The 24,182-nt window shown below is 37.5% G+C and carries 25 protein-coding genes; 12 read left to right on the top strand and 13 right to left on the bottom strand.

What is annotated here, in order from left to right; genetic code table 11:
* Positions 1-20 precede the first annotated feature (20 nt).
* The 5 genes from AC27G3_RS11915 to AC27G3_RS11895 form a co-directional block, all read right to left on the bottom strand.
* Entirely contained in the window at positions 21-254 is a 234-nt protein-coding gene (locus AC27G3_RS11915) for a YheU family protein (RefSeq protein WP_487121810.1), read from the bottom strand.
* Entirely contained in the window at positions 251-1,222 is a 972-nt protein-coding gene (locus tag AC27G3_RS11910) for a hydrolase (protein WP_487121808.1), read from the bottom strand. The genes AC27G3_RS11915 and AC27G3_RS11910 overlap by 4 nt, the downstream gene beginning before the upstream one ends.
* A gap of 95 nt (positions 1,223-1,317) precedes the next feature.
* A complete protein-coding gene (locus AC27G3_RS11905) occupies positions 1,318-2,007 on the bottom strand; it encodes a flagellin (protein WP_487121806.1) in 690 nt (229 codons plus the stop codon).
* Between the two features lie 382 nt (positions 2,008-2,389).
* On the bottom strand, positions 2,390-3,133 hold the full coding sequence (locus AC27G3_RS11900) for a tetratricopeptide repeat protein (protein WP_487121805.1): 744 nt from the start codon (positions 3,131-3,133) through the stop codon (positions 2,390-2,392).
* A gap of 156 nt (positions 3,134-3,289) precedes the next feature.
* Entirely contained in the window at positions 3,290-5,188 is a 1,899-nt protein-coding gene (locus AC27G3_RS11895) for an ATP-binding cassette domain-containing protein (protein WP_487121803.1), read from the bottom strand.
* 110 nt (positions 5,189-5,298) lie between these two features.
* Here AC27G3_RS11895 and AC27G3_RS11890 point away from each other — a divergent pair, with 110 nt between their 5' ends.
* Positions 5,299-5,505 carry a YheV family putative zinc ribbon protein gene (locus tag AC27G3_RS11890; RefSeq protein WP_487121801.1) on the top strand — a complete coding sequence of 69 codons (207 nt, stop codon included), beginning with the start codon at positions 5,299-5,301 and terminating at the stop codon, positions 5,503-5,505.
* 87 nt (positions 5,506-5,592) lie between these two features.
* Here AC27G3_RS11890 and AC27G3_RS11885 read toward each other — a convergent pair whose 3' ends face one another.
* Complete coding sequence (locus AC27G3_RS11885; protein WP_487121799.1) at positions 5,593-5,847, bottom strand: SlyX family protein; 255 nt, start codon at positions 5,845-5,847, stop codon at positions 5,593-5,595.
* Complete coding sequence (locus AC27G3_RS11880; protein ID WP_487121797.1) at positions 5,829-6,836, bottom strand: WD40 repeat domain-containing protein; 1,008 nt, start codon at positions 6,834-6,836, stop codon at positions 5,829-5,831. The genes AC27G3_RS11885 and AC27G3_RS11880 overlap by 19 nt, the downstream gene beginning before the upstream one ends.
* 151 nt (positions 6,837-6,987) lie before the next feature.
* Between AC27G3_RS11880 and bamJ the strand changes: the two genes are divergently transcribed.
* Both bamJ and AC27G3_RS11870 read left to right on the top strand, forming a co-directional pair.
* Complete coding sequence (gene bamJ / locus AC27G3_RS11875) at positions 6,988-7,851, top strand: BamJ family beta-barrel-assembly machinery protein (protein ID WP_487121795.1); 864 nt, start codon at positions 6,988-6,990, stop codon at positions 7,849-7,851.
* Between the two features lie 82 nt (positions 7,852-7,933).
* Complete coding sequence (locus AC27G3_RS11870; RefSeq protein ID WP_487121793.1) at positions 7,934-9,163, top strand: glycosyltransferase; 1,230 nt, start codon at positions 7,934-7,936, stop codon at positions 9,161-9,163.
* On the opposite strand, the gene AC27G3_RS11865 is transcribed toward AC27G3_RS11870, so the two are convergent.
* Complete coding sequence (locus AC27G3_RS11865) at positions 9,158-10,006, bottom strand: S1/P1 nuclease (protein ID WP_487121791.1); 849 nt, start codon at positions 10,004-10,006, stop codon at positions 9,158-9,160. The two genes, AC27G3_RS11870 and AC27G3_RS11865, sit on opposite strands and share 6 nt — an antisense overlap.
* A 260-nt stretch (positions 10,007-10,266) precedes the next feature.
* Here AC27G3_RS11865 and AC27G3_RS11860 point away from each other — a divergent pair, with 260 nt between their 5' ends.
* The 7 genes from AC27G3_RS11860 to AC27G3_RS11830 all read left to right on the top strand — a co-directional run bounded on the left by AC27G3_RS11860 (position 10,267) and on the right by AC27G3_RS11830 (position 16,639).
* Positions 10,267-11,688 (top strand): COG3014 family protein, encoded by a 1,422-nt coding sequence (locus AC27G3_RS11860; RefSeq protein WP_487121789.1) that lies wholly within the window; start codon positions 10,267-10,269, stop codon positions 11,686-11,688.
* 51 nt (positions 11,689-11,739) lie between these two features.
* Complete coding sequence (locus AC27G3_RS11855) at positions 11,740-12,183, top strand: YcfL family putative periplasmic lipoprotein (RefSeq protein WP_487121787.1); 444 nt, start codon at positions 11,740-11,742, stop codon at positions 12,181-12,183.
* Between the two features lie 69 nt (positions 12,184-12,252).
* Positions 12,253-12,855, top strand: a complete 603-nt coding sequence (gene lpoB, locus AC27G3_RS11850) for a penicillin-binding protein activator LpoB (protein WP_487121785.1) — start codon at positions 12,253-12,255, stop codon at positions 12,853-12,855.
* A gap of 21 nt (positions 12,856-12,876) precedes the next feature.
* Positions 12,877-13,344, top strand: coding sequence for an outer membrane lipoprotein (locus tag AC27G3_RS11845; RefSeq protein ID WP_487121783.1), 468 nt, complete (start codon positions 12,877-12,879; stop codon positions 13,342-13,344).
* Positions 13,345-13,875: 531 nt separating this feature from the next.
* The gene (gene hemE, locus AC27G3_RS11840; protein WP_487121781.1) at positions 13,876-14,943 is read left to right on the top strand and encodes a uroporphyrinogen decarboxylase; all 1,068 of its coding nucleotides are present in this window, start codon (positions 13,876-13,878) and stop codon (positions 14,941-14,943) included.
* A gap of 215 nt (positions 14,944-15,158) precedes the next feature.
* Positions 15,159-15,458: a hypothetical protein gene (locus AC27G3_RS11835; RefSeq protein WP_487121779.1), complete on the top strand. Its 300-nt coding sequence runs from the start codon at positions 15,159-15,161 to the stop codon at positions 15,456-15,458.
* Positions 15,459-15,664: 206 nt separating this feature from the next.
* Positions 15,665-16,639 (top strand): hypothetical protein, encoded by a 975-nt coding sequence (locus AC27G3_RS11830; protein WP_487121777.1) that lies wholly within the window; start codon positions 15,665-15,667, stop codon positions 16,637-16,639.
* A gap of 86 nt (positions 16,640-16,725) precedes the next feature.
* Here the strand turns inward: AC27G3_RS11830 and AC27G3_RS11825 are convergent, their stop codons facing one another.
* From AC27G3_RS11825 to AC27G3_RS11815, 3 genes are all read right to left on the bottom strand, one after another.
* Positions 16,726-17,238 carry a SixA phosphatase family protein gene (locus tag AC27G3_RS11825; protein WP_487121775.1) on the bottom strand — a complete coding sequence of 171 codons (513 nt, stop codon included), beginning with the start codon at positions 17,236-17,238 and terminating at the stop codon, positions 16,726-16,728.
* 22 nt (positions 17,239-17,260) lie between these two features.
* Complete coding sequence (gene sthA, locus AC27G3_RS11820) at positions 17,261-18,697, bottom strand: Si-specific NAD(P)(+) transhydrogenase (protein ID WP_487121773.1); 1,437 nt, start codon at positions 18,695-18,697, stop codon at positions 17,261-17,263.
* A gap of 118 nt (positions 18,698-18,815) precedes the next feature.
* Positions 18,816-19,934: an acyl-CoA desaturase gene (locus AC27G3_RS11815; RefSeq protein WP_487121771.1), complete on the bottom strand. Its 1,119-nt coding sequence runs from the start codon at positions 19,932-19,934 to the stop codon at positions 18,816-18,818.
* A 206-nt stretch (positions 19,935-20,140) separates the two neighbouring features.
* Between AC27G3_RS11815 and fabR the strand changes: the two genes are divergently transcribed.
* A complete protein-coding gene (fabR, locus tag AC27G3_RS11810) occupies positions 20,141-20,749 on the top strand; it encodes an HTH-type transcriptional repressor FabR (protein WP_487121770.1) in 609 nt (202 codons plus the stop codon).
* 26 nt (positions 20,750-20,775) lie between these two features.
* On the opposite strand, the gene trmA is transcribed toward fabR, so the two are convergent.
* On the bottom strand, positions 20,776-21,873 hold the full coding sequence (gene trmA / locus AC27G3_RS11805; protein ID WP_487121768.1) for a tRNA (uridine(54)-C5)-methyltransferase TrmA: 1,098 nt from the start codon (positions 21,871-21,873) through the stop codon (positions 20,776-20,778).
* A gap of 233 nt (positions 21,874-22,106) precedes the next feature.
* On the opposite strand from trmA, the gene AC27G3_RS11800 reads away from it, so the two are divergent.
* Entirely contained in the window at positions 22,107-23,357 is a 1,251-nt protein-coding gene (locus AC27G3_RS11800) for a DUF5610 domain-containing protein (RefSeq protein ID WP_487121766.1), read from the top strand.
* A gap of 65 nt (positions 23,358-23,422) precedes the next feature.
* Here AC27G3_RS11800 and AC27G3_RS11795 read toward each other — a convergent pair whose 3' ends face one another.
* The gene (locus AC27G3_RS11795) at positions 23,423-23,869 is read right to left on the bottom strand and encodes an RNA recognition motif domain-containing protein (RefSeq protein WP_487121764.1); all 447 of its coding nucleotides are present in this window, start codon (positions 23,867-23,869) and stop codon (positions 23,423-23,425) included.
* Positions 23,870-24,182: the final 313 nt, after the last annotated feature.

The raw sequence follows: 24,182 nt of genomic DNA, 5'->3' as shown, positions 1-24,182 counted from the left end.
CGTTTTTTTATCGCTATAATTTATTCATGAGGCTCATTTTGCAAAAACTGCTCTTTTGGTAAAATGTTTACCGTTTCGTGAAGTTCTGAATAAACTAACACCGCGCTACCTTGGGTTAATTGCAGCTTAATTTGTGCTATCTTATCTGTTAAATTCACGTCTTGTTCACCATATTCAGTACCTTCACGTAAAACAAACTCTTCAATAATTGCGGTTAACGTTTCGTTGGCTAACGATTGTGTGGGTATGATCATAAAAATTGCTCGATAAATGTAGGAATACGTTCTTCAAGCCAATAAATTGGCTTGAGCGGGTTGTTGCCAGTAATAAAGCCCATATGACCACCTTTTTCGGTCAGCTCAAAGGTGATATTTTGAGGCAATAACTCATTACTTATAATCTCCTGATGGTTGAGAAATGGATCATCAATGGCATGAATAATTAAACACTGTTGATCAATAGAGGTTAAATTATTTAAACCACTCATTTGATGATAATAATCGTCAGCGTCTTTAAAACCATTAATGGGAGCTGTAACTAATTGATCAAACTCTTTCATTGTTTTAACTTTTTTTAATGCAGTAGCATTTATTGTCGTAATAAGTTGCGAGTCTATTTTCAATTGCGTGCTATTTTTAAGCATGTTAACTAAATAATATTGATATAGCTTTGAAAAACCTTGATTAATGCGTTGGCTACAACTTGCTAAATGCAAGGGAGCACACACTATGGTTGCAGCAGTAAATGGATTATCTACATTATGAGCTATATACCGGGCAACAACGTTACCTCCTAAAGAAAAGCCAATGAGAAATAAAGGACAATGCGGATACTTATTTTTTAATATAGTGGCTAGATAAGTAATATCTCGTGTGTCACCCGAATGATAAGCTGCTGCTTGACGATTGGCTCGTCCGCTACAGCCGCGAAAGTGCATTAGTACACCAATCCAGCCTTTTTGCTTTAGTGTGGCTAACATACCTTTAACGTAGTGACTATCAACAGAGCCTTCTAAACCATGAAGAATAACTACTATAGGTTGGCTAATATCGGCTTGGGGTTTTTCGGTCCAAGCAATATCTATAAAATCACCATCAGGCAACTCGATTGTTTCAATAAGCGTATTAAGCTTTTCATTGCGTCTTAACCATTTTGCTGCAATGGTTTGCATATGACGATTGGTAAGCCACCAAGCGGCTTTAAAATGGCTTGATATGAGCATGGAGGACGGGTCTATTTTAACGTAATGACATTGTACGTGAGCAAAGTTAAAACTCAATAAACAATTGCGAACTGCCGTGAAGGGAGTTTATATCACTAAACCACTTTATTAATTAAAAGTCCTTTGCGAGATTCTTCATCTTTTTTATTAAGCAGGCTTGCTTGTAGTAACGTATTTAATTGTTCTTGCTCTGCTGTGGTTTTGGCATAATCTGTGTCTTGGATACGCGAGCGAGAGGCACTAACATTGACCACGGAGGCCTGATAAGTAGATACTTGACTATCTAATGCGTTACTTTCAGCGCCTAAGGCGGCATTAGACTCGTTAATGGTTTTAAAAGCTTCTTCAATAGCCGTTTGGGTGGCAACGGGATCGTTGGCATCAAGACCTGTTAAAAAGTCTGAAGTTCCTAATACTTCCTCTGCAATAGTATTTATCTCTTCTGATAATTGATCTAACTCACCTTGAATAGCACTGTTATCACTTAATGGGTTGGAAGATTGAACAGATAAAACGTTTGCACGTTGCAGACTTTCATCAATAGAGGACAGCTGTGCACCTTGCACTTTATTAATATTTACATCGTCTTGGGCATTAAAGCTTCGTTGAGCAGCATCATTAATTTGCGACGTTAAGCGGTTAGCTATTTGTAAACCTGCAGCGTCATCAGCAGCACGGTTAATGCGCTTACCCGAGGCAACCTTTTCATCATTTTCATCACGCTTTCTAGTGAGTTGATCAATAACGCTTAATGAACTTGATGGTTGACTAATCGCAATAGCCATAAGAATACTCCCCCGAGAATAGTCGTTGTATCTAGAAGGAGTATAGCAAAAAACTGCTGCAATGGTTAAAAAACAGTCAAAAAAATATTTAGAAAGAGCGTACAAATGCCATAAAAAATTGGCGCTTAGCAAATGGGGGACTGATGCATTTGTCGGGTAATTATTAACTATCTTCTTGTATATGCTTTAGAAAATAATAAACATAAAAACTGCAAATACCTAACAAAATTGAAAGACCTACAGCAGAATAAAGTACGATAGGATCGTTTAATAACATATCTAAAAATTTCATAGTGAGCACCTCATACCTTTATCATTGAATGCGTAATTTACTTTACACAGTGATTATAAATAAGGTGCAGTTAACACTATGTGATATAGATCAATAGAAGCGATTTTTGTTAGCTTTTTGAGCGTTTATCTCTTTTTGCGCGATAATGTTTCGATACATTTCATCCGCTTTAATTCGTAATGAGGCGACCTTTGCTTTAGAAAGTTTATGTGCATCCATATCACGACTTTTTGCCGCGTCTTCGTAGCCATTGTAGGCAGCGATAGTATTCCAAACGAAAGACATTTCTCTGCTCTGCTCAATCCCATTACCTTCGAAGTACATTAACGCTAAATTAAACTGAGCTAAGGCATAGTTTTGATTAGCAGCTTGTCTGTACCAGTTTGCAGCTTCTGTGTGATTAACGCTTACCCCTTCACCTTGATAATACATAACCCCTAAGTTAAATTGCGCACTGGCTAGTCCTTTGGTGGCAGATTTTTTCATCAATTGAAAAGCGGTAGTCAAGTTTTTTTCAACTAGATTGCCTTGTGAATACATAACTGCAAGTTCAAATTGGGCATCAGAATCGTTTTGATCGGCTGCTAAATTGAGTAATTCAATCGCCTTTTCGGTATTTTTAGGTGTCCCTTGTGCGTTTTTATACATCATTGCCAATTGATATTGTGCGGGTGAAAAACCATCTTCTGCTAACGGCGTAAATTGCGCCATTGCTGCTTTAAATTCTCCACGGTTAAGTTGATATATACCTTGGTCGTAGTCATTAGCAAATGACAAGGCACTAAAGCTACAAGTAATAGCGAGTAGGTAGGCTAGCATTGAATTATTTTTCATAATAAATCTCCATTTTAAAAAGTTGACATACAGAGAATAAACAACCTGTATTTCAGTGTAGCAAGGTTATCAGTTTTAGGTAGTTACCGAGCAAATAAACTAGTGGCTGTTGATCTTTCTCTTATTACAAAAGCGTGACTGAACAATTAACTCGCCCTAGTTAGCTGACATTATCGCTTCAATTTGCTCCTCGAACTCAAGCCAGTTCATTTCGCTTTCTTCGATGTCTTGCTTTAATTGAGCTTGCTGCTTTATTAAGTCAGTGAGTTTTTTCTTATGTTCGCTTTGATAAATTTCACTGTCTGCCAACTCGGCTTCAACTTGGCTAAGTTGTGTTTGCCATTGTTGAATTTTTTTCTCTAATTTATCCGCTTCTTTACGCAATGGCGCAGACTTTTTTCTTAACTCTGCTTGTTCTTTACGTAACTGTTTTTTATCGACAGTATTTTCATTAGTGGTTTTACTGTTTTTAATAATTTGTTTTTTTTCATCGTTTAACCATTGTTGGTAGTCATCGATGTCGCCGCTAAATTCGCGTACTTGACCATTTGCAACTAAATAAAACTCGTCAACACACGATTCCAATAAAAACCTATCATGGGCAATTAAGATAATAGCGCCTTCAAAATCTTGTAAGGCTAATACCAAGGCTTGGCGCATTTCTAAATCTAGGTGGTTGGTCGGTTCATCTAATAACAGCAGCTGTGGTTTTTCTTGTACGATTAGCGCTAATACTAATCGTGCTTTTTCACCACCCGACATTGTATCGATAGGAGACAATGCTTGGTCGCCACTAAAGCCGAATCGACCTAGAAATGAACGTGCTTGCAGTTCGGTAATTTCAGGTTTAGCACGAATAATATGTTCAATCGGACTACTGGTTTTATGTAGTTGTTCTAGCTGGTGTTGAGAAAAGTAACCGACTTTTAATTCTTGGGCACAATACCTTTCACCTGTTTGTAATGCTAGTTCGCCTGCTAATGATTTAATGAGTGTGGATTTACCTGCACCATTTCTACCAAGTAAGCCAATACGGCTACCAGGAACTAAAGTTAACGCGACCTCTTTTAAGATGATAGCGTCAGAGTTATAGCCACAATCACTTTCTTTTAAGGCAAGTAACGGATAGGGTAAAGTTTCGGGTTTTTCAAAATGAAAAGTAAATTGGGTATCGACATGCGCAGGTGCTAAATCGGGAAGCTTTTCTAAGCGCTTTAGGCGAGATTGTGCTTGTTTTGCTTTGCTTGCTTTTGCTCTAAAGCGATCTACAAAGGCGGTTAAATGTGCGGCTTCTTTGATTTGTTTTTGGTATTGCGCGTCTTGTTGAGCTAAGTGCTCAGCACGTTGACGTTCAAATGCAGTGTAATTTCCGCTGTATAATTTCGCTTTTTGATGCTCTATGTGCAGTATTTGTCCGATAACCGTATCCAGAAAATCACGATCATGCGAAATTAAAACAAGCGTACCAGTAAAGCGTTTAAGCCAACGCTGTAACCAAATTACCGCATCTAAGTCTAGATGGTTGGTCGGTTCATCGAGCAATAGTAAATCGGCACGACTAATCAATGCTTGGGCTAAGTTAAGACGCATACGCCAGCCACCAGAAAATTCTTTAACAGCACTACTTAATTGAGGTTGTAAAAAACCTAAACCATGTAATAACTCGCCGGCTCTTGCTGGTAAGCTGTAGCCATTAATGCTGTCAATTTTATTAATAATAGTGGCTTCTAAATTCCCGTCTTGGTTAAGTCTTGCTTGCTCAAGCTCTTGCTCTAGTTGGCGAAATTCTTTATCGCCATCCATAACATAGTCGAGTGCGCTTTGCGTTAACGCTGGGGTTTCTTGTTTGACGGTAGCAATGCTCCAGCTCGCAGGCATTGAGAGATTACCCGTATCAGGTTGAAGCTCGCCCAGTAGTGCCGCGAAGAGGGAAGACTTACCACAACCGTTAGCGCCCACTAAGCCAACTTTATGATTAGGATGAATAGTAAAGCTAGATGACGTAATAAGGTTTTTTACACCTCTATCTAGGCTTAATTCGCTGGCAGTAATCAATCGAGAATCCTCTAAGTGTAAATACATTTGCAATGTGGGGCATTGTCTCTTTTCCTACAGGGGTTCTTCAAGGTAAAATGATAGAAATTCGCTAAAAATTAGGTGTCACTGTGAGTATTCAACATAAAAAACGTTTTATTGCTGGCGCAATATGTCCTAAATGTAAGGCTATGGATACGATGGCGTTAACAAAAGAAGATAGTATAGAGAAAGTTACTTGCGTCAGTTGTGGCGAACAAATGACGCAACCTGAAGCTCATGTAGAAAAAGCGGTGCGAGAACACGAACAGGTTATTGGTGTATTTAAACAAGAATAAGGCGGCTTACAACCATCACATTTATAGGGCTGCGCGATTATGGCTACCTCATTGGCCTTGTGAAACCCCCTTTTTAATTTCTGCGGATTAAAAGTGGGGCGGCGGTGGCTCAACCTCTTGACCAGACTCAGGCATTGCTGAGTTTGCTTCTTTTAGTCGTGTTGCCACTAGTTGTAATTGCCCTTTTAATTCGGCAATTTTTTCTTGATGAATCGCTAGCTCTTCACTGAGCTGCTCAATAACATCGTCTTGAAACACATTTCTAGACTCTAACGCATCAAGGCGAAGAATAAGTGCTTCTGCTGAGTCGTAATTCTCAACGTCTATTGGGGTATTTGCCATAATTCAGCATATCCTGATGAGCTTTCAGTTAATATTGAGCCATTATCGCGAAATCCAACGCTATAAACAACAGCTCCTGTTGGTCTGTTGGCATCTTTTGGGGCAACTTGCCAGTGAGCAAGTCTATTGCCGGTTGCAACTTCCCATACGCTAACCTTTTTACTTGCCGCACCAGTTAACATAAGTTGACCATCTTTAGAGAACCTGACTGAGCTAAATATTTCTTGTCGCTTAGTACCTTTTAAATCAGTAACAAGTTTGCCCGTTTTTAAGTCCCAAATATGTGCGCCTTTCATACTGTCGGCTGAAAAAGCGTAGCGCCCGTAAGCATCTAAAGCAACTTTAGACACTCTGCTTGGGTGATTAAATTGGTAAATGACTTGTCCAGAGGCTGTATCCCAAACGTACGCGATAAAATCATTGGCTCCGGTAATAGCAACTCTGCCGTTAGGTAACATATCTACAGAATTTATTTTTTCACTATGGCCTAAAAATTCAATTCGACGGCCATTGCTCATGGTTACATGAACGGCATCACCATTTGCTTTGCCAATTAATAGATAATCAGCGTAATTGCTTATTGCCACGTCTCTAATGTTGGAATTTCTTACTTTCCAATAACCTTCAGCCGCGCCAGTTTCTATGTTCCATAAGGCAAAGCTAGTTCTGTCTGCTGATAAAACATGACTATTGTTATTACTGATATCTAATGCAAGCACTATGTTGTCGCTACTGTCTTGTGACTGAGACCACTGATATTTTAAGGCATTTTGCTCTAAATTCCATAAACTGATGCCATGATGAATTGAAGAAATGACACTGTATTTACCATCATTAGAAATATTTCCAGCGTAAGAGCCTTCAACAGCATGTTGCCAACGTTGTAGTGGCTCATTATTTACTGGCTGGCAAGCGCTGATTATCAACGAAAAAATGATGATAAAAGTCCATCGTGCGCTGTTTTTTAATGATTGTTTACATTTCAACAAAATATTAAGTCTTTTTTCTTGCTGCATTTATCGTTAGTATAAGGCGTTTTTTATTTTATACCCAAGTTATTTGGCTATAAAAAATGAGAGTAAATACAATTTCAACAAGGTTTGGGGGTTTCTCCAACTGTGTTAATTAACGGAGAAGTAAATGAAATTTTTCAAACCGACATTAGTCGCTATTGCTCTAGTATCTGTACTAGGTTGTAATCAAGAAGCTAAACAAGAAACGGCGAAAGCGCCAGAGCTAAAAACTGAAATTCAAAAGCAAGCTTACGGTTTAGGTGCCTCTATTGGTATGTATATGGAGCGTAACTTAGAGCAACAAAGCAAGCTTGGTTTAGGATTAGACAAAGATTTAATCGCACAAGGCTTCTTAGATAGCATGGATGGTAAGTCATTAATTGAACAAGATGAAATTCAAAGTTTATTAATGAGCCTTGATGAGCAGATGAAAGCCAAGCAAGAAGAAATGATTGCGCTAGAGTCTGAAGCTGCTATTGCGGAAGGAAAAAAGTTCTTAGCAGAAAATGCTAAACGAGAAGGTGTTCAAGTAACTGCTTCAGGTATTCAATATGAAGTGATTGTTGAAGCTGACGGTGAAAAACCATTAGGTACTGATACAGTAACAGTACATTACGCGGGTTCTTTTTTAAACGGCGAGCAGTTTGATAGTTCAATTGATCGTGGTGAACCAGCGGTATTTCCTTTAAATCGCGTAATTCGTGGTTGGACTGAAGGTGTACAATTAATGTCTGTGGGTTCTAAATATAAGTTTTATATTCCATCAGACTTAGCTTATGGACCACAAGGCAAGCCGCCTACAATTCCTGGTAACTCAGTGCTACAATTTGAAATTGAATTACTAGACATTAAAAAAGCTGAGCCAGCTGTTGAATTAGGTCAAGCTCAAACTGCACCTGTTGCAGTGCCTAAGCTAAAAGAAGTTCATGCACACGCAGAAGAAGCTGCGGAAGAAGTAGCTGATGCCGCACAAGCGACTGATGAAAAGTAATCGCTAAATGCGCTGAAAAAAAAGCGAGCTCAGCTCGCTTTTTTTATGTTTGAACGTTAATTAAATCGTCAAAGTGAACTAAATGAAGCAATTATTAATTATTGGATATGTTTGGCCAGAGCCTAACTCGTCTGCTGCGGGCAGTAGAATGATGCAGCTTATTGCTTTTTTTCAACAGCAAAATTATCAGGTAACTTTTGCAAGTCCTGCTCAGCTTTCAGAGCATATGGTTGATTTGAAAAGCTTAGCAATAAAGGTTGAATCCATCGCCCTGAATTGTCAAAGTTTTGATGCTTTTATCGCTGACTTACAACCTTCAGTTGTCTTGTTTGATCGATTTATGATGGAAGAGCAATTTGGCTGGCGAGTTATTGAACAATGTCCTCAAGCGCTGAGAATCTTAGACAGTGAAGACTTATTTAGTTTACGCCATGCACGTCATGATGCTTTTAAACAAGGTAGAGAATTACAAGACAGTGATTTATTGACATCTGAAATGGCAAAGCGTGAAGTAGCGGCAATTTTTCGTTGTGATTTATCTTTAATGATTTCTCATGTAGAAATTGAATTTTTGCAGCGGCTTTTTTCAGTGCCTGCTTATTTGCTGCATTACTGCCCATTTATGCTGACAGATGCACAACTCAATAAAGTTAATCCAGACTTTAACCAAAGACAAAACTTTATATCTATTGGCAATTTTAGACATGCCCCTAATTGGGATGCAGTTTTATGGTTGAGACAACAGATATGGCCATTGATTCGCGCTAAGTTACCTCAAGCACAATTATTGGTGTGTGGTGCTTATCCACCCCCTAAAGCGACAGCTTTACATGATGAAAAATCGGGGTTTATTGTTAAAGGTTGGGTGGCAGATGCTGAACTTGCGATGCAGTCGGCGAGGGTATGTTTAGCACCATTACGCTTTGGCGCAGGAATTAAAGGCAAACTAGCTCAAGCAATGCTTTGCGGCACACCATCGGTAACAACCGATATTGGTGCTGAAAGTATGCAAGGCACTCATCATTGGGGAGGTGCTATTGCTAATGACGCTCAAGGAATTGCAGAACAAGCGGTTGCACTTTATCAAGATAACAAAACATGGCAACAAGCTAGTGAAAATGGTTTAACCAATGCACAGTCTCTGTATGATCTTGAGGCACATTTTACAAAATTGCAAAAAGTGCTGGTAGCGCTTGAAAGTAATTTAACTTACCATCGCCAGCAAAACTTTATTGGTAGTATGCTCAATCACCACGCGCACAAAAGTACAAAATATATGGCGCAGTGGATTGAAGCTAAAAATAAACTATAAAGAAATGTTCAATAATCCATTAAGTCTAACGGCAGCCTGTAATATGCGCTTTTCTAGTATCGGTTGATAATGTACTAGGTAGCTTTGAGGTAGGTGTACTACCTTAGCGCTAAGCTTTTTACAAACTCCTTGTCCATCTTGTTGACAATATTTGAACGAGGCTTCTCTGACAAGCGTTAATGATTCATTGGCCCAGATGAGCGGCGGCTGCGCTTGCCATTGTTGAATCGGGGCACTATTCCATTCGTTAGTGAGTTGGTGAATTAACTGTGCATATATATCTGCAGACTCATCATCATTAATTTTTGCGGTTAATAAGCATGAATCCCATAACCAATGTAAATTATTACACTTACCTTGAGGGAGTGTAATAGAGCGACGATTTCCACCTAAGTCATCAGCATAACTTATGTGTAAAGGCTGATGAATATCTCCCAACCAGTGCCCTAAAAACATTAAGGCTTCTACTCTTTTGTTAGGGGTAATCGCTGTTGCTAACTGTTGCTGGTGGAATGGTATAGCTTGGCTAATACAGTTGTCTTTACACGTGTTCGTTGTTATTTTGTCTGACTTCCTAGATAAATTGAGATAATGCCAGGGTTTATATGAATCGTATGTAGGATCTTTTTTTATCGCATCAGCCCAAGTACAAGCGTTAGCAAAAGTAATCACTGTGTTTTCTTTTTGTTGAGTATAACGGTTAATGAGTTGTTTATCTTTTTGGGACAGAGAACTGAGCAACGAAGTGATTTGTTGTTGTTTTTCTGAAGATAAATGGTCATATGCTACTTGGCAAACAATCTGATGTCCTAATTGGCCTAATGCATGGCTAGTATTCGACATTATTATCAGAACAAGAATAAGAAAATATTTTATCAATTTAAGGCCTGTGTTTAACATTAATTAAAAGTGTCAATTAAGTGTATAGCATTTATAATACTCAAACATTAAGATTAACAAGATAAGTGGTGCTTAATGTCAACTCGGTTAAAGTAAGTACAGTTAAAGTAAGCACATTTTTTTACAATAGTTTGATTGTGTAAACACAGTTCAAGTATTACTTTGTAACTCGTTTTATTATCACTATGTTAAGTAAAGGTTATATGTTTAAAATTTTGTTACGGATAACAGGATACCTTGCGCTTGCGGCGACACTCTCAAGCTGTAGCTCTATGTCATTTACTGATGTTTTCTCTGGGTATAACAAACAAATGCGCCCTGTCTATAATGCTCAATTACGTGGCGACTATACGCTCGCACAATCGCTTATTCAGTCTCGTAGTAGTTCTGATGGCACCTATACTTTAGGGTTGCTAGAAACGGCTCGGTTGCAATATTTGAATCAGCATTGGTCAGAAAGTGAAAAAACGTTCACGTTGGCCTCCGAGCAAATTCAACATGCACAAGAGCAAGCCAAAATTCAACTAAGCCGAGGGGTTGAAAATGTCGGCGCGGTTGTCAGTAATGATAATGCACTTCGTTACGATGTTCCTTATTATGAGCAAAGCATGTTGCATAGTTTCCAAGCATTAAACTATTTATACCAAAAGCAATATGAAGGCGCTTTAGTGGAAGTGCGTCGTGCTAATTTAGTGCAAGAACAAGCACTTTCGGCTAATCAAGCAAGCTTAAATGACGCGCAGAAAAAAATGACCAGCAATGGCATTAATGCCGACTCCTTCAATAAAAGTTACCCTTCAATGGCGACGACTATTGGTAAGGTTAAAAATGGCTTTCAAAATGCTTATACCTTTTATTTATCGGGTGTTTTATATGAAGGCGCAGGACAATTTAATGATGCCTATATTGACTACAAGCGAGCACTCGAGATATATCCCAGTAATCAATTTTTACAACAAGATGTACTTCGCCTAGCACATGGTTTATCGATGACCGATGATATTTCGCGATTTGAGCAAAGGTTTGGCAAATATAACAATCAAGCCAATAATAACAGCGGACAGTTAGTTTTATTGCTTGAAGACGGCATTATTAGCCCGAAAGATGAGATCTCGATTAATTTACCCATATTTTCTCATCACAGAGATATGCGATTTTATAGTGTGTCGCTCCCCGTTTATCGCGCAAATAATAGGCCGCGAACGCCACTGACATTAACAGTAAATGATCAGTCATATCAGTCTCAAGAGGTTGTTCGGTTAGACGCATTAGCAGCTAAACACTTAAAAGATCAATTGCCTGCTATGGTCGTTCGTCAAGCATTAAGGTTAGTGGCTAAAGAAGAAATGCGTAAACAAATGAGCCGAAAAGGAGGAGATGTTGGCAATATCATAGCAAGTTTATATAACATTGCTTCTGAAAATGCAGATACCCGTAGTTGGAGCACATTACCTGATAACGTGCAATTGATACGATTAAACTTGAGTGAAGGCAAACATCAAATAACGTTACAGCAAAACGGAAGAAGCAAGGTGGTTGACGTAAATATAACGGCTAACCGAATAACGTTAATCAATACCATTTCTACTGGTAGTCAGCTTGAGCAAAAAATTACTACATTGTAACCGTTAAGGTTAAGTTAACGGTTTAGCACTATTCATTAAAAGGAGTCGAGTATGAAATCATCTAATCTAGCGGTTATCGCTGTGTTTTTAACAAGTGTGTTAGTGGTTGGTTGTAAAAATGTGCCACCTGTAACCTCAGGTACAGGAACGTCTAAAATTGTTCAGGGGGATGATTTTAGTCAACATTTAGAAGTACATAATCCAGATTTAGCTAATAAATTACAAATCACCGATATAAAATCGAGAAAAACCAATGATCTGCTTGAGGTAAACCTTGAGCTGACGAGTAGTTATAAAAAATCACTACAACTGCAATATCATTTTAATTGGTTTGATACCGAAGGTTTTGTGATTGAGCCTGGTAAAGCTGCTTGGAAACCTCTTGAATTACATGGTTTTCAAACTGCTACTCTTAGAGGTATAGCGCCAACAACTACAGTAGCCTCATTTAGTGTTTACGTACGAGAAGTACCAGAAAAAGCATTTAAGTTTTAACGATTATTTTTAGTTCAGTAACAACTAGGTCGTAACAATTAGTTAAGCAATTATTAAAAGGAAAATTCAATGAATAAAATTATTTTAGCAACAAGCATAGGTTTGGCAATTACAGTAATGTCAGGTTGTACAAATAAATCTGTTGTTCGTTATGGCGATGCAGCGGCGGTAGAAACAACTAATATTAATTTTGGTTCGACGGACTTGCAAAAAATAGCAGGGGAGATGACAGACTCATTATTAATGTCTCCTGTAGTTGGCACATTAACACAGAATAAACGTCCTATAGTCTTTGTTGAGAGCATTAAAAACAAAACTAGCGAGCACATTGATACAGAATCTGTAACAGACTCAATTTCAACTAAATTACTACGCTCTGGAAAGTTTCGTTTTGTTGATATGACTCGTGTTGATGCTGCTAGAAAGCAAATTGATTTCCAGCAAAATTCTGGAATGGTAGATACAAATAAAGCTGTGCAATTTGGTCGTCAAGTTGGTGCTGAATATATGTTGTATGGCAATCTTTCAAGCATTGTTAAATCGAATCAAGATCAGTCAGATGTTTATTATAAATTTACTTTACGTTTAATGGATCTTCAAAGCGGCATAGTTGAATGGGCTGATGAAACAGAAATTCGTAAAACTAAAGAAAAAGAGTTTGTTAGTTGGTAATTTAGTCTTTAAGGAGGCAGCATGAAAACTCTGTTATTAAGCTGCCTATTTCTATTGGCATATGTGCCTTTGGCTAATGCTGATTACGATAGAAATAGCGCCGTAGCGGTTGAAAAAGTATTATTTGGTCATATCGTCTCAGTGCGAAATGTTAGTAAAAAAGAACTGATAGAAGATAAAAATCAAGGCTGGAAGGTTTTTGGTGGTGCTTTGGTTGGTGGCGTTATTGGTAATCAGTTTGGTGGCGGAAGTGGCCGTGATATTGCAACCGTATTAGGTGCGATTATTGGCGGAAATGTAGCGAATAACCGCAACCAAGAATATCAAGAGCGTGTTATTCACCTAGTTGAACTGATGATCAAAGTAAAAGGCGGCCAAGAGTATATGGTGATTCAAGATCTCGACACTAATATGGTATTTCATGCCGATGATGCAGTTCGACTGATCTATCTTGAAGGAGGTAGTGTAAGAGTTGATAAACAGATGTAACTGAAGACATTATTTACTCTTTATTAATTTGACTTAATTGATATTGAACTTATTGGCTTTTACACCCTCTTACTTAATGTTGTCATCATATTGTCATGAAAGTTTAGGATACTATTTAGCAGCTAAACCTTATCTCTTTATGTGAGATTAAATAGCAGGCAATAAAAAAGCCTTACCCAAAGGTAAGGCTTGAAATGCTCGCTGAACGGTTCTGTTAAACAAAACTCTTTTTAGTTATACGTTAAAAACTTATTATTTTTATTAGTTGTTCTCACTAGCGCAGCCATTTTATAACAAACCATTTTTCCTTCTGCAACAACTTTAATAGAGCATAAACTCGACGAGTTTTTTCGTACAAAGCTATTTATGGTAAGTATTTTTTCTAAGCTGCTGATTCATTGATTATTTGTTCTTTTTTACTTTTTTTTTAAATGTGTCAAAATATTTCTATAAATTGACTTGATTTACGTCATAGATCCAAATCTATGGCAATGCTAGAATATTGCGCATATAAGAATAGAGACCCTTTTGATGACAGAATTAAAAAACGATAATTATTTACGCGCGTTATTACGCCAACCTGTAGATTACACTCCTGTATGGATGATGCGTCAAGCAGGCAGATATTTACCAGAGTACAGAGCCGTACGTAAAGACGCTGGCGATTTCATGTCAGTTTGTCGTGATGCCGACCTTGCCTGTGAAGTGACCATTCAACCTTTACGTCGTTTTCCACTTGATGCTGCGATTTTATTCAGTGATATTTTAACAATTCCTGATGCAATGGGCTTAGGCTTATATTTTGAAACAGGTGAGGGACCAAAATTTCAACGTCCAATCACATGTAAAGCTGATGTAGACAAAATTGGCATACCAGATCCTGAAGATGAGCTGGGTTATGTAATGAATGCGGTTCGCACTATTCGTAAAGAACTAAAAGGCGAAGTCCCTTTAATTGGTTTTTCGGGCAGTCCGTGGACTTTGGCGACCTATATGCTTGAAGGTGGAAGTTCGAAAGCTTTTACTAAAATTAAAAAGATGATGTTTTCTGAGCCTCAAACGCTGCACTTATTATTGGATAAGCTAGCAGAGTCGGTTATTAGCTATTTAAACGCTCAAATAGCCGCTGGGGCGCAATCAGTGATGGTATTTGATACATGGGGTGGTGTTTTATCTCCTCGTGACTATAAAGAGTTCTCGTTACAGTATATGGCGAAAATTGTTGATGGGTTAACTCGTCATAATGATGGACGTAAAGTGCCTGTAACGTTATTCACAAAAAATGGCGGTATGTGGTTAGAAGATATTGCAGCAACAGGCTGTGACGCTGTAGGACTTGATTGGACCATCGACATAGAAAATGCCAAAGCACGAATTGGCGATAAAGTGGCCTTACAAGGGAATATGGACCCATCTATGTTATATGCACCTAAGCCGCGCATAGAACAAGAGGTGTCGAAAATACTTGCAGGTTTCGGTGAAGGCGGGACTGGCCATGTATTTAATTTAGGTCACGGTATTCATCCTGATGTTGATCCCGAGCATGCAGGGCACTTTATTGAATCAGTGCATCGTTTGAGCAAACCGTATCACGGTTAATTAAACCCTAAGAAGACGCCTTGAGCGTCTTTTTTATTATTTGTGCTACAGAGCGAATTAAATGATGCTAGGTAAGTGGATCTTTAACAGTGAGGTTTAGGATGAAGAGAAGTATTCAGTCAACATGCATCATTTTGTTTGGGGTATTATTATTACCTGCTTGCGAAGAAGAGCCTGCTGCAAAGGCTATTATGTCTAAAAAAGGGAGCAATATCATGTCTACAAGACAGCCAAAAAATGTAACTGTACCTAATGGCGAGTGGAAAGTTGCGACCATTAGCTATATGGATTTTGAAGGTGGCTTTTTCGGCATTGTCACTGATAAAGGCGAGAAGCTTTTACCAATGAACTTAAGTAAAGACTTTCAGCAAGTAGGGGCAAAAGTAAGGATAAAAGGCAAGTTAATTGACGATATGATGACCACTCAACAATGGGGACAACCCTTTAGAATTTCTGAAATTGAGCTTATTAAAGCTGGAAAATCGTTGAATGATTCAAAAAGTATTCTTTACTAATTAATTAACGTAATTAGCTCTACTAGCATTGAGCGTTGTAGAATTAATACATTCAAATTAACCTGCCATGACTTATTGAACATCTTTAAAAATAGAAATTATAGTGTAAACAAACTATCCTCTTTGCTTTAATCTATTGAGTATGTTAACTTTTTTTAATTTAAGCTTAACGGACTAACCATCTAATTTAACGGACTAATAACTTAATGAAAAAACAACTAATACTTCTTTTTCCCTGTTTATTAACACTGATGTCATGTGGTGGTGGTGATGAAAAGATCACTACCTGGCAGATCCCTAGTGACAAAGAGTGCGAATTATTACTTAAAGAACCTATATCAGTTAATGATATTAGTTTGACAAATCAACTTGAAGTAGACATTCAATTAGCGCTAGAGGTAGCGAGCCCAACTCATGCTCATCAATTATTCTTAAGAAATAAAGAAGAATTTATGAGTTGGGTTAAAGATGGACATGAACTATCTATAGCAACACATGAAACCAATCATAGTTTTAATAAAAAATTAGCTTGGTGTAACGGCAGTGATAGTCCCAATTATTTTTTAAATGGTAATTACTACGATATTGGCTATAACCTTTTTCACACCGCACATTACAGTATTGTAGAGCAAACGATTCCTGAGCATTTAAAACAAAGATCTCGTTACCAATATTACATTGAAGGGTTGAAAGGCGCTAATGGTAACAAATTTCACCTATTACTAGATGAGCTTGTTGCCTACATTGGTGATGGAGGTTTTCAACTTGATTATATTAAATCAGGACAAAACTTGTATCCTGGTAGTTTTAGACCATTTTCCACACTTCAAGTCGATGGTGCCGTTGATATGATGCTCTATGTTCAATATTACTTAAAATCGGCTCGGTTAAACTATCCAGACACTTATGTAACAATTAATAATGAGGAAACTATTGCCGCCATACAGGCTATTTGGCATGAAGCTGAAGCGATGTTAACTCGCGCGTACCCTTACTTAGTAGAGCAAAAGGCTGCAGGTGAAATCAGTATTTTTTTTGATAACCAGAATGGAAATTTATCAGCACTAGATATTTTAAAGGCGGTATATTCAGATGATGCATTATTCGAGCTAGATGAACTCGATATTCAACACGCCGAGTATAATGATTGGCAAAGTAGTTATTTAAGTTTTGATAACTAATCAATTAGCCGCTCATTGTTTTATATGAACGAAATGGGTTTGTTTAGATTAAAGAATAGCGCTAATAGAGCCAATTAATTGGGAGTTTAACGACAAACTAAAGGCTGTGTAAGTAAAGTGACATTTACTTGGTCTTGAAAAAATTGAATTTGATACAATTTTTGATACTGATTTTCAGTAATGGGTGATGCTTTTTCGCCTGTTAGCAGTTCAACGAGTTGCGGTGTGGTATTACTGTGACCAATGACAAGCGCGTTTTGTTTTAGTTGCTTTAAACTCAGCGCTAGTTGGTCTAAATCTCCACCCGAATAATTTTTTATCGGAATATTCTTTTGTAGTGAAGTTGGTTGTGCTGTTGCCATGGTGCGTTGATATTTAGTGCTGTAAATAGCAGATAGTTTAACGTCTGATAAAATATCTGCTATTTGACTTGCACGAAATCGCCCACAGTTTGTTAACGCAGGATCTTTTTCTTTCGCATCCACTTTTTGCTTTTCAGCATGTCGGACTAAATAAACGCTATACACCTCTTCAGAGAAAGCAGATAGGCTCAGTAATAGGCTCGTTACTGCTGTGATGAACAATGGTGCTTTTTTCATGCTACTCTCTTTTTATAGTGGATTAAAAAAGTCTATTTAATCCATTTAATGCTGCTACACGAAAGGCTTCTGCCATCGTTGGGTAGTTAAAGGTGGTTTCAACAAAATATTCAATGGTGTTGCCGCCATTTTTTTGTTGCATAATTGCCTGACCAATGTGGATAATTTCAGCCGCATTTTCACCAAAACAATGTATACCTAAAATTTCTTTGGTTTCTCGATGAAAAAGAATTTTTAAAGAACCCACTAAGTTATTTGATATTTGCGCTCTGGCTAAGTGTTTAAACTGTGCACGGCCGACTTCGTATGGCACTTTAGCTTCGGTCAGTTCTTGTTCAGTTTTACCCACCGAACTAATTTCAGGAATAGTGTAAATACCGGTCGGAATATCCACAGTTAATCGTGCATTTTTATCTGTATGGTACATTGATATAGCGGCAATACGCCCTTGATCGAACGCCGCACTTGCTAAGCTTGGATAACCAATAACGTCACCAACGGCATAAATATTTTCAACGTTAGTTTGGTAGCTTTCATTAACGGCAATTTGTCCTCTACCATCAGCGGTAAGTCCAGCAGCTGGTAAATCTAAATCGGCAGTATTACCCGTACGACCGTTAGCAAATAGTAAACAGTCTGCACGCATTTTTTTACCAGACTCTAAATTAACAACGACAGCATCATCTGACGCATCAACGCTTTCAATTTGTTCACCATGGCGAATAACCACGCCATTATTCCACAAGTGATAACTTAAAGAATCTGACATTTCATCATCTAAAAATGAGAGCAGGCGATCTCGTGTATTGACCAAATCAACTTTGACTCCTAAACCTCTAAAGATAGATGCATATTCACTACCAATAACCCCTGCGCCATAAATAATGACATGTCGAGGTGCGTGTTTAAGGGATAAAATACTGTCAGAGTCGTAAACTCTAGGGTGATTAAAGTCTAAATCATCAGGTTGGTATGGACGTGAGCCAGTAGCAATAATAATTTTTTCAGCGCTAATTTGTTCAACAGAACTGTCTTTTCTTAATATTCGAATGGTGTGCGCATCAACAAATGAGGCTTCACCGAAAATATGCTGAACTTGATTGCGTTTATAAAAACCACTTCTCAATTGAACTTGCTTGCGGATGACAGCAGATGCATGACTTAAAATATCTTGAAAAGTAAGGTGCTTAGGGCTGTCACCTTGGTTAAATAAAGGGTTAGAATTAAATTCAATTAACCGACTCACTGATTGACGTAAGGCTTTTGAAGGTATAGTTCCCCAATGCGTACAACCACCACCTACATTATGATAACGCTCGATAATGGCGACTTTTTTATCTTGCTTGGCAAGGTTCATAGCCGCTCCTTCGCCACCAGGTCCAGTACCTATAATGATAACGTCGTAGTCGTATTTTTGGGTTTTGGTTTTCTTAGATGAGTTTGTACTTTGTTTTGCCAAGGAAAGTTCCTCAAATCCTGTTAATTATAAAAATATTAACAGGATTTGAGGGGAAGGTAACTAGCTAATTAGTATTAGATAGTGCTTTGTTAGTGTTAACACTGTTAACCGATGTACGTTAGGCTAATTTAGTCGTGAGTAACTGCCAGTTACGTTGTTGCTCAGCCAAGCGTTCTTTTAATTCGTGGTATTGCTTCATCAACTCAGAATTTTCCACGTCATTAACAATTTTTTGTTTTTTCAATGCAAATACTTTTTTACGTGCAGCGTAATAATCATTTAACTTATTCACTAAATCATCGTATTCGACTTGAAGGCGCTCTAATAACTTTTCGGCATCAGGATGAGACTGTAATTTTTTCTGGCTATGCTTTAAGGCCATCGCCAGCTTAGTTTTAGCGATGCGATCTTCAGGGCTAACTCGTAATTTAGAGGTTAGCTTTAAATACTCACAACCTTTGATTAACCATTTCGTTGGATCAAATTGCCACCAACGTATGCCATTACGATAATCATTTTCAAAGATGTGGTGAAAGTTATGATAGCCTTCGCCAAATGTTAAAAATGCCAGAAAACCATTATCTCTTGCGGTATTTTTATCGGTATAGGTTTGCTTACCCCACACATGAGCTAATGAATTAATAAAGAAAGTCGTATGGTGGCTTAGCACTAATCTTAAAAAGCCGACTAATAATAAACTGCCAATGATATCGCCAGTGAAAATGCCAAATACTAATGGAATACCTACATTTAATAAAATCACTAGCGGTAGGTAATATTTATGCTGCCACATAACAATAGGATCTTTTTGTATATCCCTTACGTTATTATAATCACTGTATCTGTGTGCTTGATATTCTCTCAGCATCCAACCAATATGAGAATACCAAAATCCCATTTTAGCGGAATAAGGATCAACATCGTTATTATCGACATGTTTGTGGTGGATACGATGGTCTGAACACCAATGAAGAATACTGTTTTGCAATGCAAAAGCTCCACCTAAGGCAAAAATAAAACGCAAACTCCAGTGTGCTTGGTAAGTTTTATGTGACCATAAACGATGATAACCCGCGGTAATAGACATGCCACAATAGATAAAACAAATGAGTGCGAAAACTAAAGTGCTGGTATCAAAGCCATGTGTAAATGCCCAATAAGGTACACCAATGGTAGCGACAAGAAAGGTAATTAAGAAAAAGCTAACATTTAGCCAAATAAATTTGGGTTTCTTCATGTTTTATCCGATAAATGGTTGAGCCGATAAATTTCAGCGTACAAGTGTACTCTAGTTTATATTACATATCAGACCAGTCAAGGCATGAATGAAAATAATATTGTTTAATTTATCGCTAATTACTGCCTAACCAATGATGAAAACTGACAATGGCTAGATATTTCAGTATTATATTAAATTATTATGACAACTAAATTGGTCTACCGATGAGTGGGATTCGCGCACAGCAAAAAGAAAAAACTCGAAGACAAATTATTGATGCAGCACTTGGGCAGTTAAGTGCTGAACGTAGTTTTTCTAGTTTGAGTTTACGAGAGGTTGCCAAAGAAGCCGGTCTAGCGCCTACTTCTTTTTATCGCCATTTCAGTGATATGGATGAGTTGGGTTTAACGTTAGTTGATGAAGCCGGTTTAACATTGCGTCAATTAATGCGCCAGGCCAGACAGCGTATTGAAAAAGGGGGCTCGGTTGTTAAGATTTCTGTCTTGACCTTTATGGAGTTTTTAGAAAACAACGGTAATATTTTTAGGTTGTTGTTGCGAGAACGCTCTGGCACCTCTTCTGCTTTTCGTTTTGCTGTGGGCAGAGAAATTCGATACTTTACTTTAGAGTTATGTGATTACTTACAACATGCCAATAAATTAACTGCTGAAGTTGCTTATTTACAAGCAAATGCTGCCGTTGTTATTGTTTTTAGTGCAGGTGCTGACGCCTTGGATGTTGACAAAAAAGAACGAGATGATTTGGCTAAGCGTACTATATTGCAATTGCGAATCTTAGCGCGTGGTGCCTTGGCAATGAGCGCTAAAGGCTAGCGCTTATTACTAATGCATTGCTTTGTTTATTTCTTTCTTGATAGTACAACACCTGTCTCAACATGGTGGGTGTAAGGGAACTGGTCAAAAAGAGCAAATTCTTCAATGGTATGCGTTTTACATAATTGAGTTAAATTTTCTTTCAATGTTTCAGGATTACAAGAAACATAAATAATACGCTGAAAGCGACTAACCAGTTCAACACTGTCAGGATCTAAGCCTGCTCTAGGTGGATCAACTAACACGGTATCGTAATTATAAGCCGTTAAATCAAACCCTTCCAGTCGTCTAAATTTGCGCTCACCATTCATGGCTTGGCTAAATTCTTCACTCGACATACGGACAATATCAATATTGTTTATATCGTTCGCTTTAATGTTAACTTGCGCAGATTTAACTGAGGTTTTTGAAATTTCAGTGCCCAATACACGATCAAAATTATGGGCAAGTGCAATACTAAAGTTACCGTTCCCACAATAGAGTTCAATTAAATCACCTTGAGCATTAGCTGTTGCGTGTTGTGCCCATAGTAACATTTGCTCATTAACTTTAGCGTTAGGCTGGGTAAAGCTATTTTCTACTTGTTGGTAAACATAACTTTTATTTGCAACAGTCAAGGTTTCCATAACATAGTCTTTATCAATGATAACTTTTTGCTTTTTAGCGCGACCAATAATATCAACGGGCGCTATTGTTGAAAGGCTATCTTTAAGTTTGACCGCTTCTACTTCCCAATCTTCTTCTAGAGGTTTGTGATACAACAAGCTGATAAGTAACTCACCACTTAGTGTAGAGAGAAAGTCTACTTGAAATAATTTTCGTCTTAAAATTTCATTATCTTTAATCGACTGTATTAATCCAGTCATTGCTTGGTTGATCAACAGACTAGCAACCGGAAAGTTATCAACGCGAAACTTTTGTTTTGTTTCACTGTTAAACATAATGTAATAAAGATCATCACCTTCATGCCATACTCTAAACTCAGCTCGTTGACGATAATTTAAAGGCTCAGAAGAAAACACACTGAATTTAGGCAAATTAAAATCGACAAACATCGCACGTATCGCGCTGTTTTTTTCTGCAAGTTGTTGATCGTAATTATCTGGATGAATATGACTGAACATCTATTATGCCTTTTATTAGTTGCTATTCTTTAATGTGCCCATTAAAAGAAGAGAGAAATTGCGCCGATTGTAGCGTTAGATTATATTTTGTCTACTATTAACTGGTACAAGTATAAATGAACCAATAAGCGAATGCCGATTGTTCTATTGAAATTTTCAAACAAACCTAAAGTTTTAACGTAAAAAACCGATAAAATTGCACGACAACATCATCTTCACTATTGAGTAACATTATGAATAAAATTGATAACCTCATAGCAGGCATCCCCTTTATTAATCATAAAAATAATAGCTTAGCTGAAGAAGAGCAGTCGCTCGACCAAACGAAGATAAAGAAAAATGCTACAGACAACTATCATTTTTCAGTTACTAATCATGGCGCATTAGGGATGAAAGTGGTTTTTCAGTCGGTATCGTCAAAATTCTCTTCATCTGAATATTTTGCAGATCGCCAACTAAATAATCCTTTTGATAGCAAAGTAAAAACCCCTCAAGCTGAAACAACGCAATCGAGTATTTTTGATTTTGAGAAAGTGGCACAAACGGTAACCAACTTTGTTAGTGCAGGAATGCAAGCAGCGAAAGAAAGTGGTGCCAGCGATAAAGAATTAGAAGAAATGTTATTACAAGCACGCTCTGGCGCTAATCAAGGGGTTGATGAGGCGTTAGAAGAATTAGAAGGTTTAAGTTTGTTAACAGATGAATTAACAACAGGCATTGAAAAAAGTCGTGACTTAATTACTAAGGGATTAGATAAGTTAGCAACACAATATAGCGATTCTGAATTATCAGAAAACCATGAAGATACAGTAACACTTGAAGCCGTTTCACAAACGAGCAATAAGTTATCATCGTCTTACTCAAAAAGTAGTGATTTAACTATTACAACGGCAGAAGGGGATAAAGTTAATATTTCATTCAACGATAACCGTTCACAAGTATATGGCGAGAGATATTCAGAGACTATAAATAACAACGCGATAAAGGCTGAGTATCAATCAGCATCTACCTATTATAGAGAGGTGAACTTTTCTTACACCATTGAAGGTGATCTCAATGAAGAGGAAAAAGCAGCAATAGGAGCGTTGATTGAAGACGTGAACAAACTTCAAAAAGATTTTTTTAATGGGGATATCGAAAAAGCATATCAACAGGTATTACAACTTGGCTTTGATGATCAACAACTTTCTAGTATTAGTTTAGATTTACAACAACAAACGAGTATCGCGACTCAGTCATATACAGAAGTTGCCAACTATCAGGAGAGCGCTCTTGAACAATTGAAAGCTCAACTAGCGCCTATTATAGATTTTGTTGACCAATTTAAGGAATTAAAGAAAGCAGCTGATGAAGTACTAGAAAGCAATAATAAGTTTGACCAAGAGCAACTTAACCAACTTATGCAGTCAGTTTTTAATGCTGAATTTGGTAAAAGTGATGATCAACAGGAACGTTTCAATCAATTTATGACTAAATTGATTTAATAAAAAGTATAACTAACAAAAAAATGGCCACATAATTAGTGGCCATTTTTAGTCGTGATATAAAATTAGATATCTTCAACCACTCTTTCTGGTCTATCTTTGGCTTCGCGCACTTTAAGTGTTCGTTGCTGGAACTCCGTATCATTAAGTGAAGATACGGCACCGTCGGCATCACTCGCTGACATTTCAACAAAACCAAAACCGCGTCGTTTACCCGTATGCTTGTCTTTCATTAATCTAACTGAATGTACGTTACCGTGTTGAGAAAATAATTCACGGACTGATGATTCATTTGCTCGGTAAGGCAAATTACCTACGTATAATGTTTTAACTTCTGTAGATTCATTTTCACTATCATCTTTTTTCCCAAAGAAAGGAGCTATAACTGCTCCGATGAAAAGGCTGACAGCTACCGTAATTGAATCGGCTGCAAAAAAAGTAGCAGCAAAATATCCGACAAGAGCTAAACCTACTGCAACTATTAGAACGGTTAATACATGGGGAGACTTCATAATTATTACCTGATTATTATTTTTAAAATGATTTTTATTAGAGTGCAAATTGCGATTCTATGTTACTCACCTTTCATTATAGTGCAACAAATAGTGTAACAATAAGTGTAATTTTTATTCAAACTGATAAGACATCCAATTCATAAGGTAATAAACAATAGTTAAAGGCGAACAATGATAGTTATAAAATGTTAAACCATAAGAAGTGAAGTAACTTATGTTTTTAACATCATCACAAGTAAGCAAGCCCTGAATAGATTCTTGCTTTATTATTGTGTGTTTATGAAGCTATTAACTTAAATAATCGATCTGA

It is taken from the genome of Colwellia sp. SU-HH01217, from assembly GCF_057543495.1.
This window is presented reverse-complemented; position numbering and strand designations above follow the sequence as displayed.

What these genes read in the sequence shown, in the direction of transcription:
- AC27G3_RS11915 (WP_487121810.1), bottom strand. Translation starts at nt 254, where the DNA reads ATGATCATACCCACACAATCGTTAGCCAACGAAACGTTAACCGCAATT.
- AC27G3_RS11910 (WP_487121808.1), bottom strand. Translation starts at nt 1,222, where the DNA reads ATGCTCATATCAAGCCATTTTAAAGCCGCTTGGTGGCTTACCAATCGT.
- AC27G3_RS11905 (WP_487121806.1), bottom strand. Translation starts at nt 2,007, where the DNA reads ATGGCTATTGCGATTAGTCAACCATCAAGTTCATTAAGCGTTATTGAT.
- AC27G3_RS11900 (WP_487121805.1), bottom strand. Translation starts at nt 3,133, where the DNA reads ATGAAAAATAATTCAATGCTAGCCTACCTACTCGCTATTACTTGTAGC.
- AC27G3_RS11885 (WP_487121799.1), bottom strand. Translation starts at nt 5,847, where the DNA reads ATGGCAAATACCCCAATAGACGTTGAGAATTACGACTCAGCAGAAGCA.
- bamJ (WP_487121795.1), top strand. Translation starts at nt 6,988, where the DNA reads ATGAAATTTTTCAAACCGACATTAGTCGCTATTGCTCTAGTATCTGTA.
- AC27G3_RS11870 (WP_487121793.1), top strand. Translation starts at nt 7,934, where the DNA reads ATGAAGCAATTATTAATTATTGGATATGTTTGGCCAGAGCCTAACTCG.
- AC27G3_RS11865 (WP_487121791.1), bottom strand. Translation starts at nt 10,006, where the DNA reads ATGTCGAATACTAGCCATGCATTAGGCCAATTAGGACATCAGATTGTT.
- AC27G3_RS11860 (WP_487121789.1), top strand. Translation starts at nt 10,267, where the DNA reads ATGTTTAAAATTTTGTTACGGATAACAGGATACCTTGCGCTTGCGGCG.
- AC27G3_RS11855 (WP_487121787.1), top strand. Translation starts at nt 11,740, where the DNA reads ATGAAATCATCTAATCTAGCGGTTATCGCTGTGTTTTTAACAAGTGTG.
- lpoB (WP_487121785.1), top strand. Translation starts at nt 12,253, where the DNA reads ATGAATAAAATTATTTTAGCAACAAGCATAGGTTTGGCAATTACAGTA.
- AC27G3_RS11845 (WP_487121783.1), top strand. Translation starts at nt 12,877, where the DNA reads ATGAAAACTCTGTTATTAAGCTGCCTATTTCTATTGGCATATGTGCCT.
- hemE (WP_487121781.1), top strand. Translation starts at nt 13,876, where the DNA reads ATGACAGAATTAAAAAACGATAATTATTTACGCGCGTTATTACGCCAA.
- AC27G3_RS11835 (WP_487121779.1), top strand. Translation starts at nt 15,159, where the DNA reads ATGTCTACAAGACAGCCAAAAAATGTAACTGTACCTAATGGCGAGTGG.
- AC27G3_RS11830 (WP_487121777.1), top strand. Translation starts at nt 15,665, where the DNA reads ATGAAAAAACAACTAATACTTCTTTTTCCCTGTTTATTAACACTGATG.
- AC27G3_RS11825 (WP_487121775.1), bottom strand. Translation starts at nt 17,238, where the DNA reads ATGAAAAAAGCACCATTGTTCATCACAGCAGTAACGAGCCTATTACTG.
- AC27G3_RS11815 (WP_487121771.1), bottom strand. Translation starts at nt 19,934, where the DNA reads ATGAAGAAACCCAAATTTATTTGGCTAAATGTTAGCTTTTTCTTAATT.
- fabR (WP_487121770.1), top strand. Translation starts at nt 20,141, where the DNA reads ATGAGTGGGATTCGCGCACAGCAAAAAGAAAAAACTCGAAGACAAATT.
- trmA (WP_487121768.1), bottom strand. Translation starts at nt 21,873, where the DNA reads ATGTTCAGTCATATTCATCCAGATAATTACGATCAACAACTTGCAGAA.
- AC27G3_RS11800 (WP_487121766.1), top strand. Translation starts at nt 22,107, where the DNA reads ATGAATAAAATTGATAACCTCATAGCAGGCATCCCCTTTATTAATCAT.
- AC27G3_RS11795 (WP_487121764.1), bottom strand. Translation starts at nt 23,869, where the DNA reads ATGAAGTCTCCCCATGTATTAACCGTTCTAATAGTTGCAGTAGGTTTA.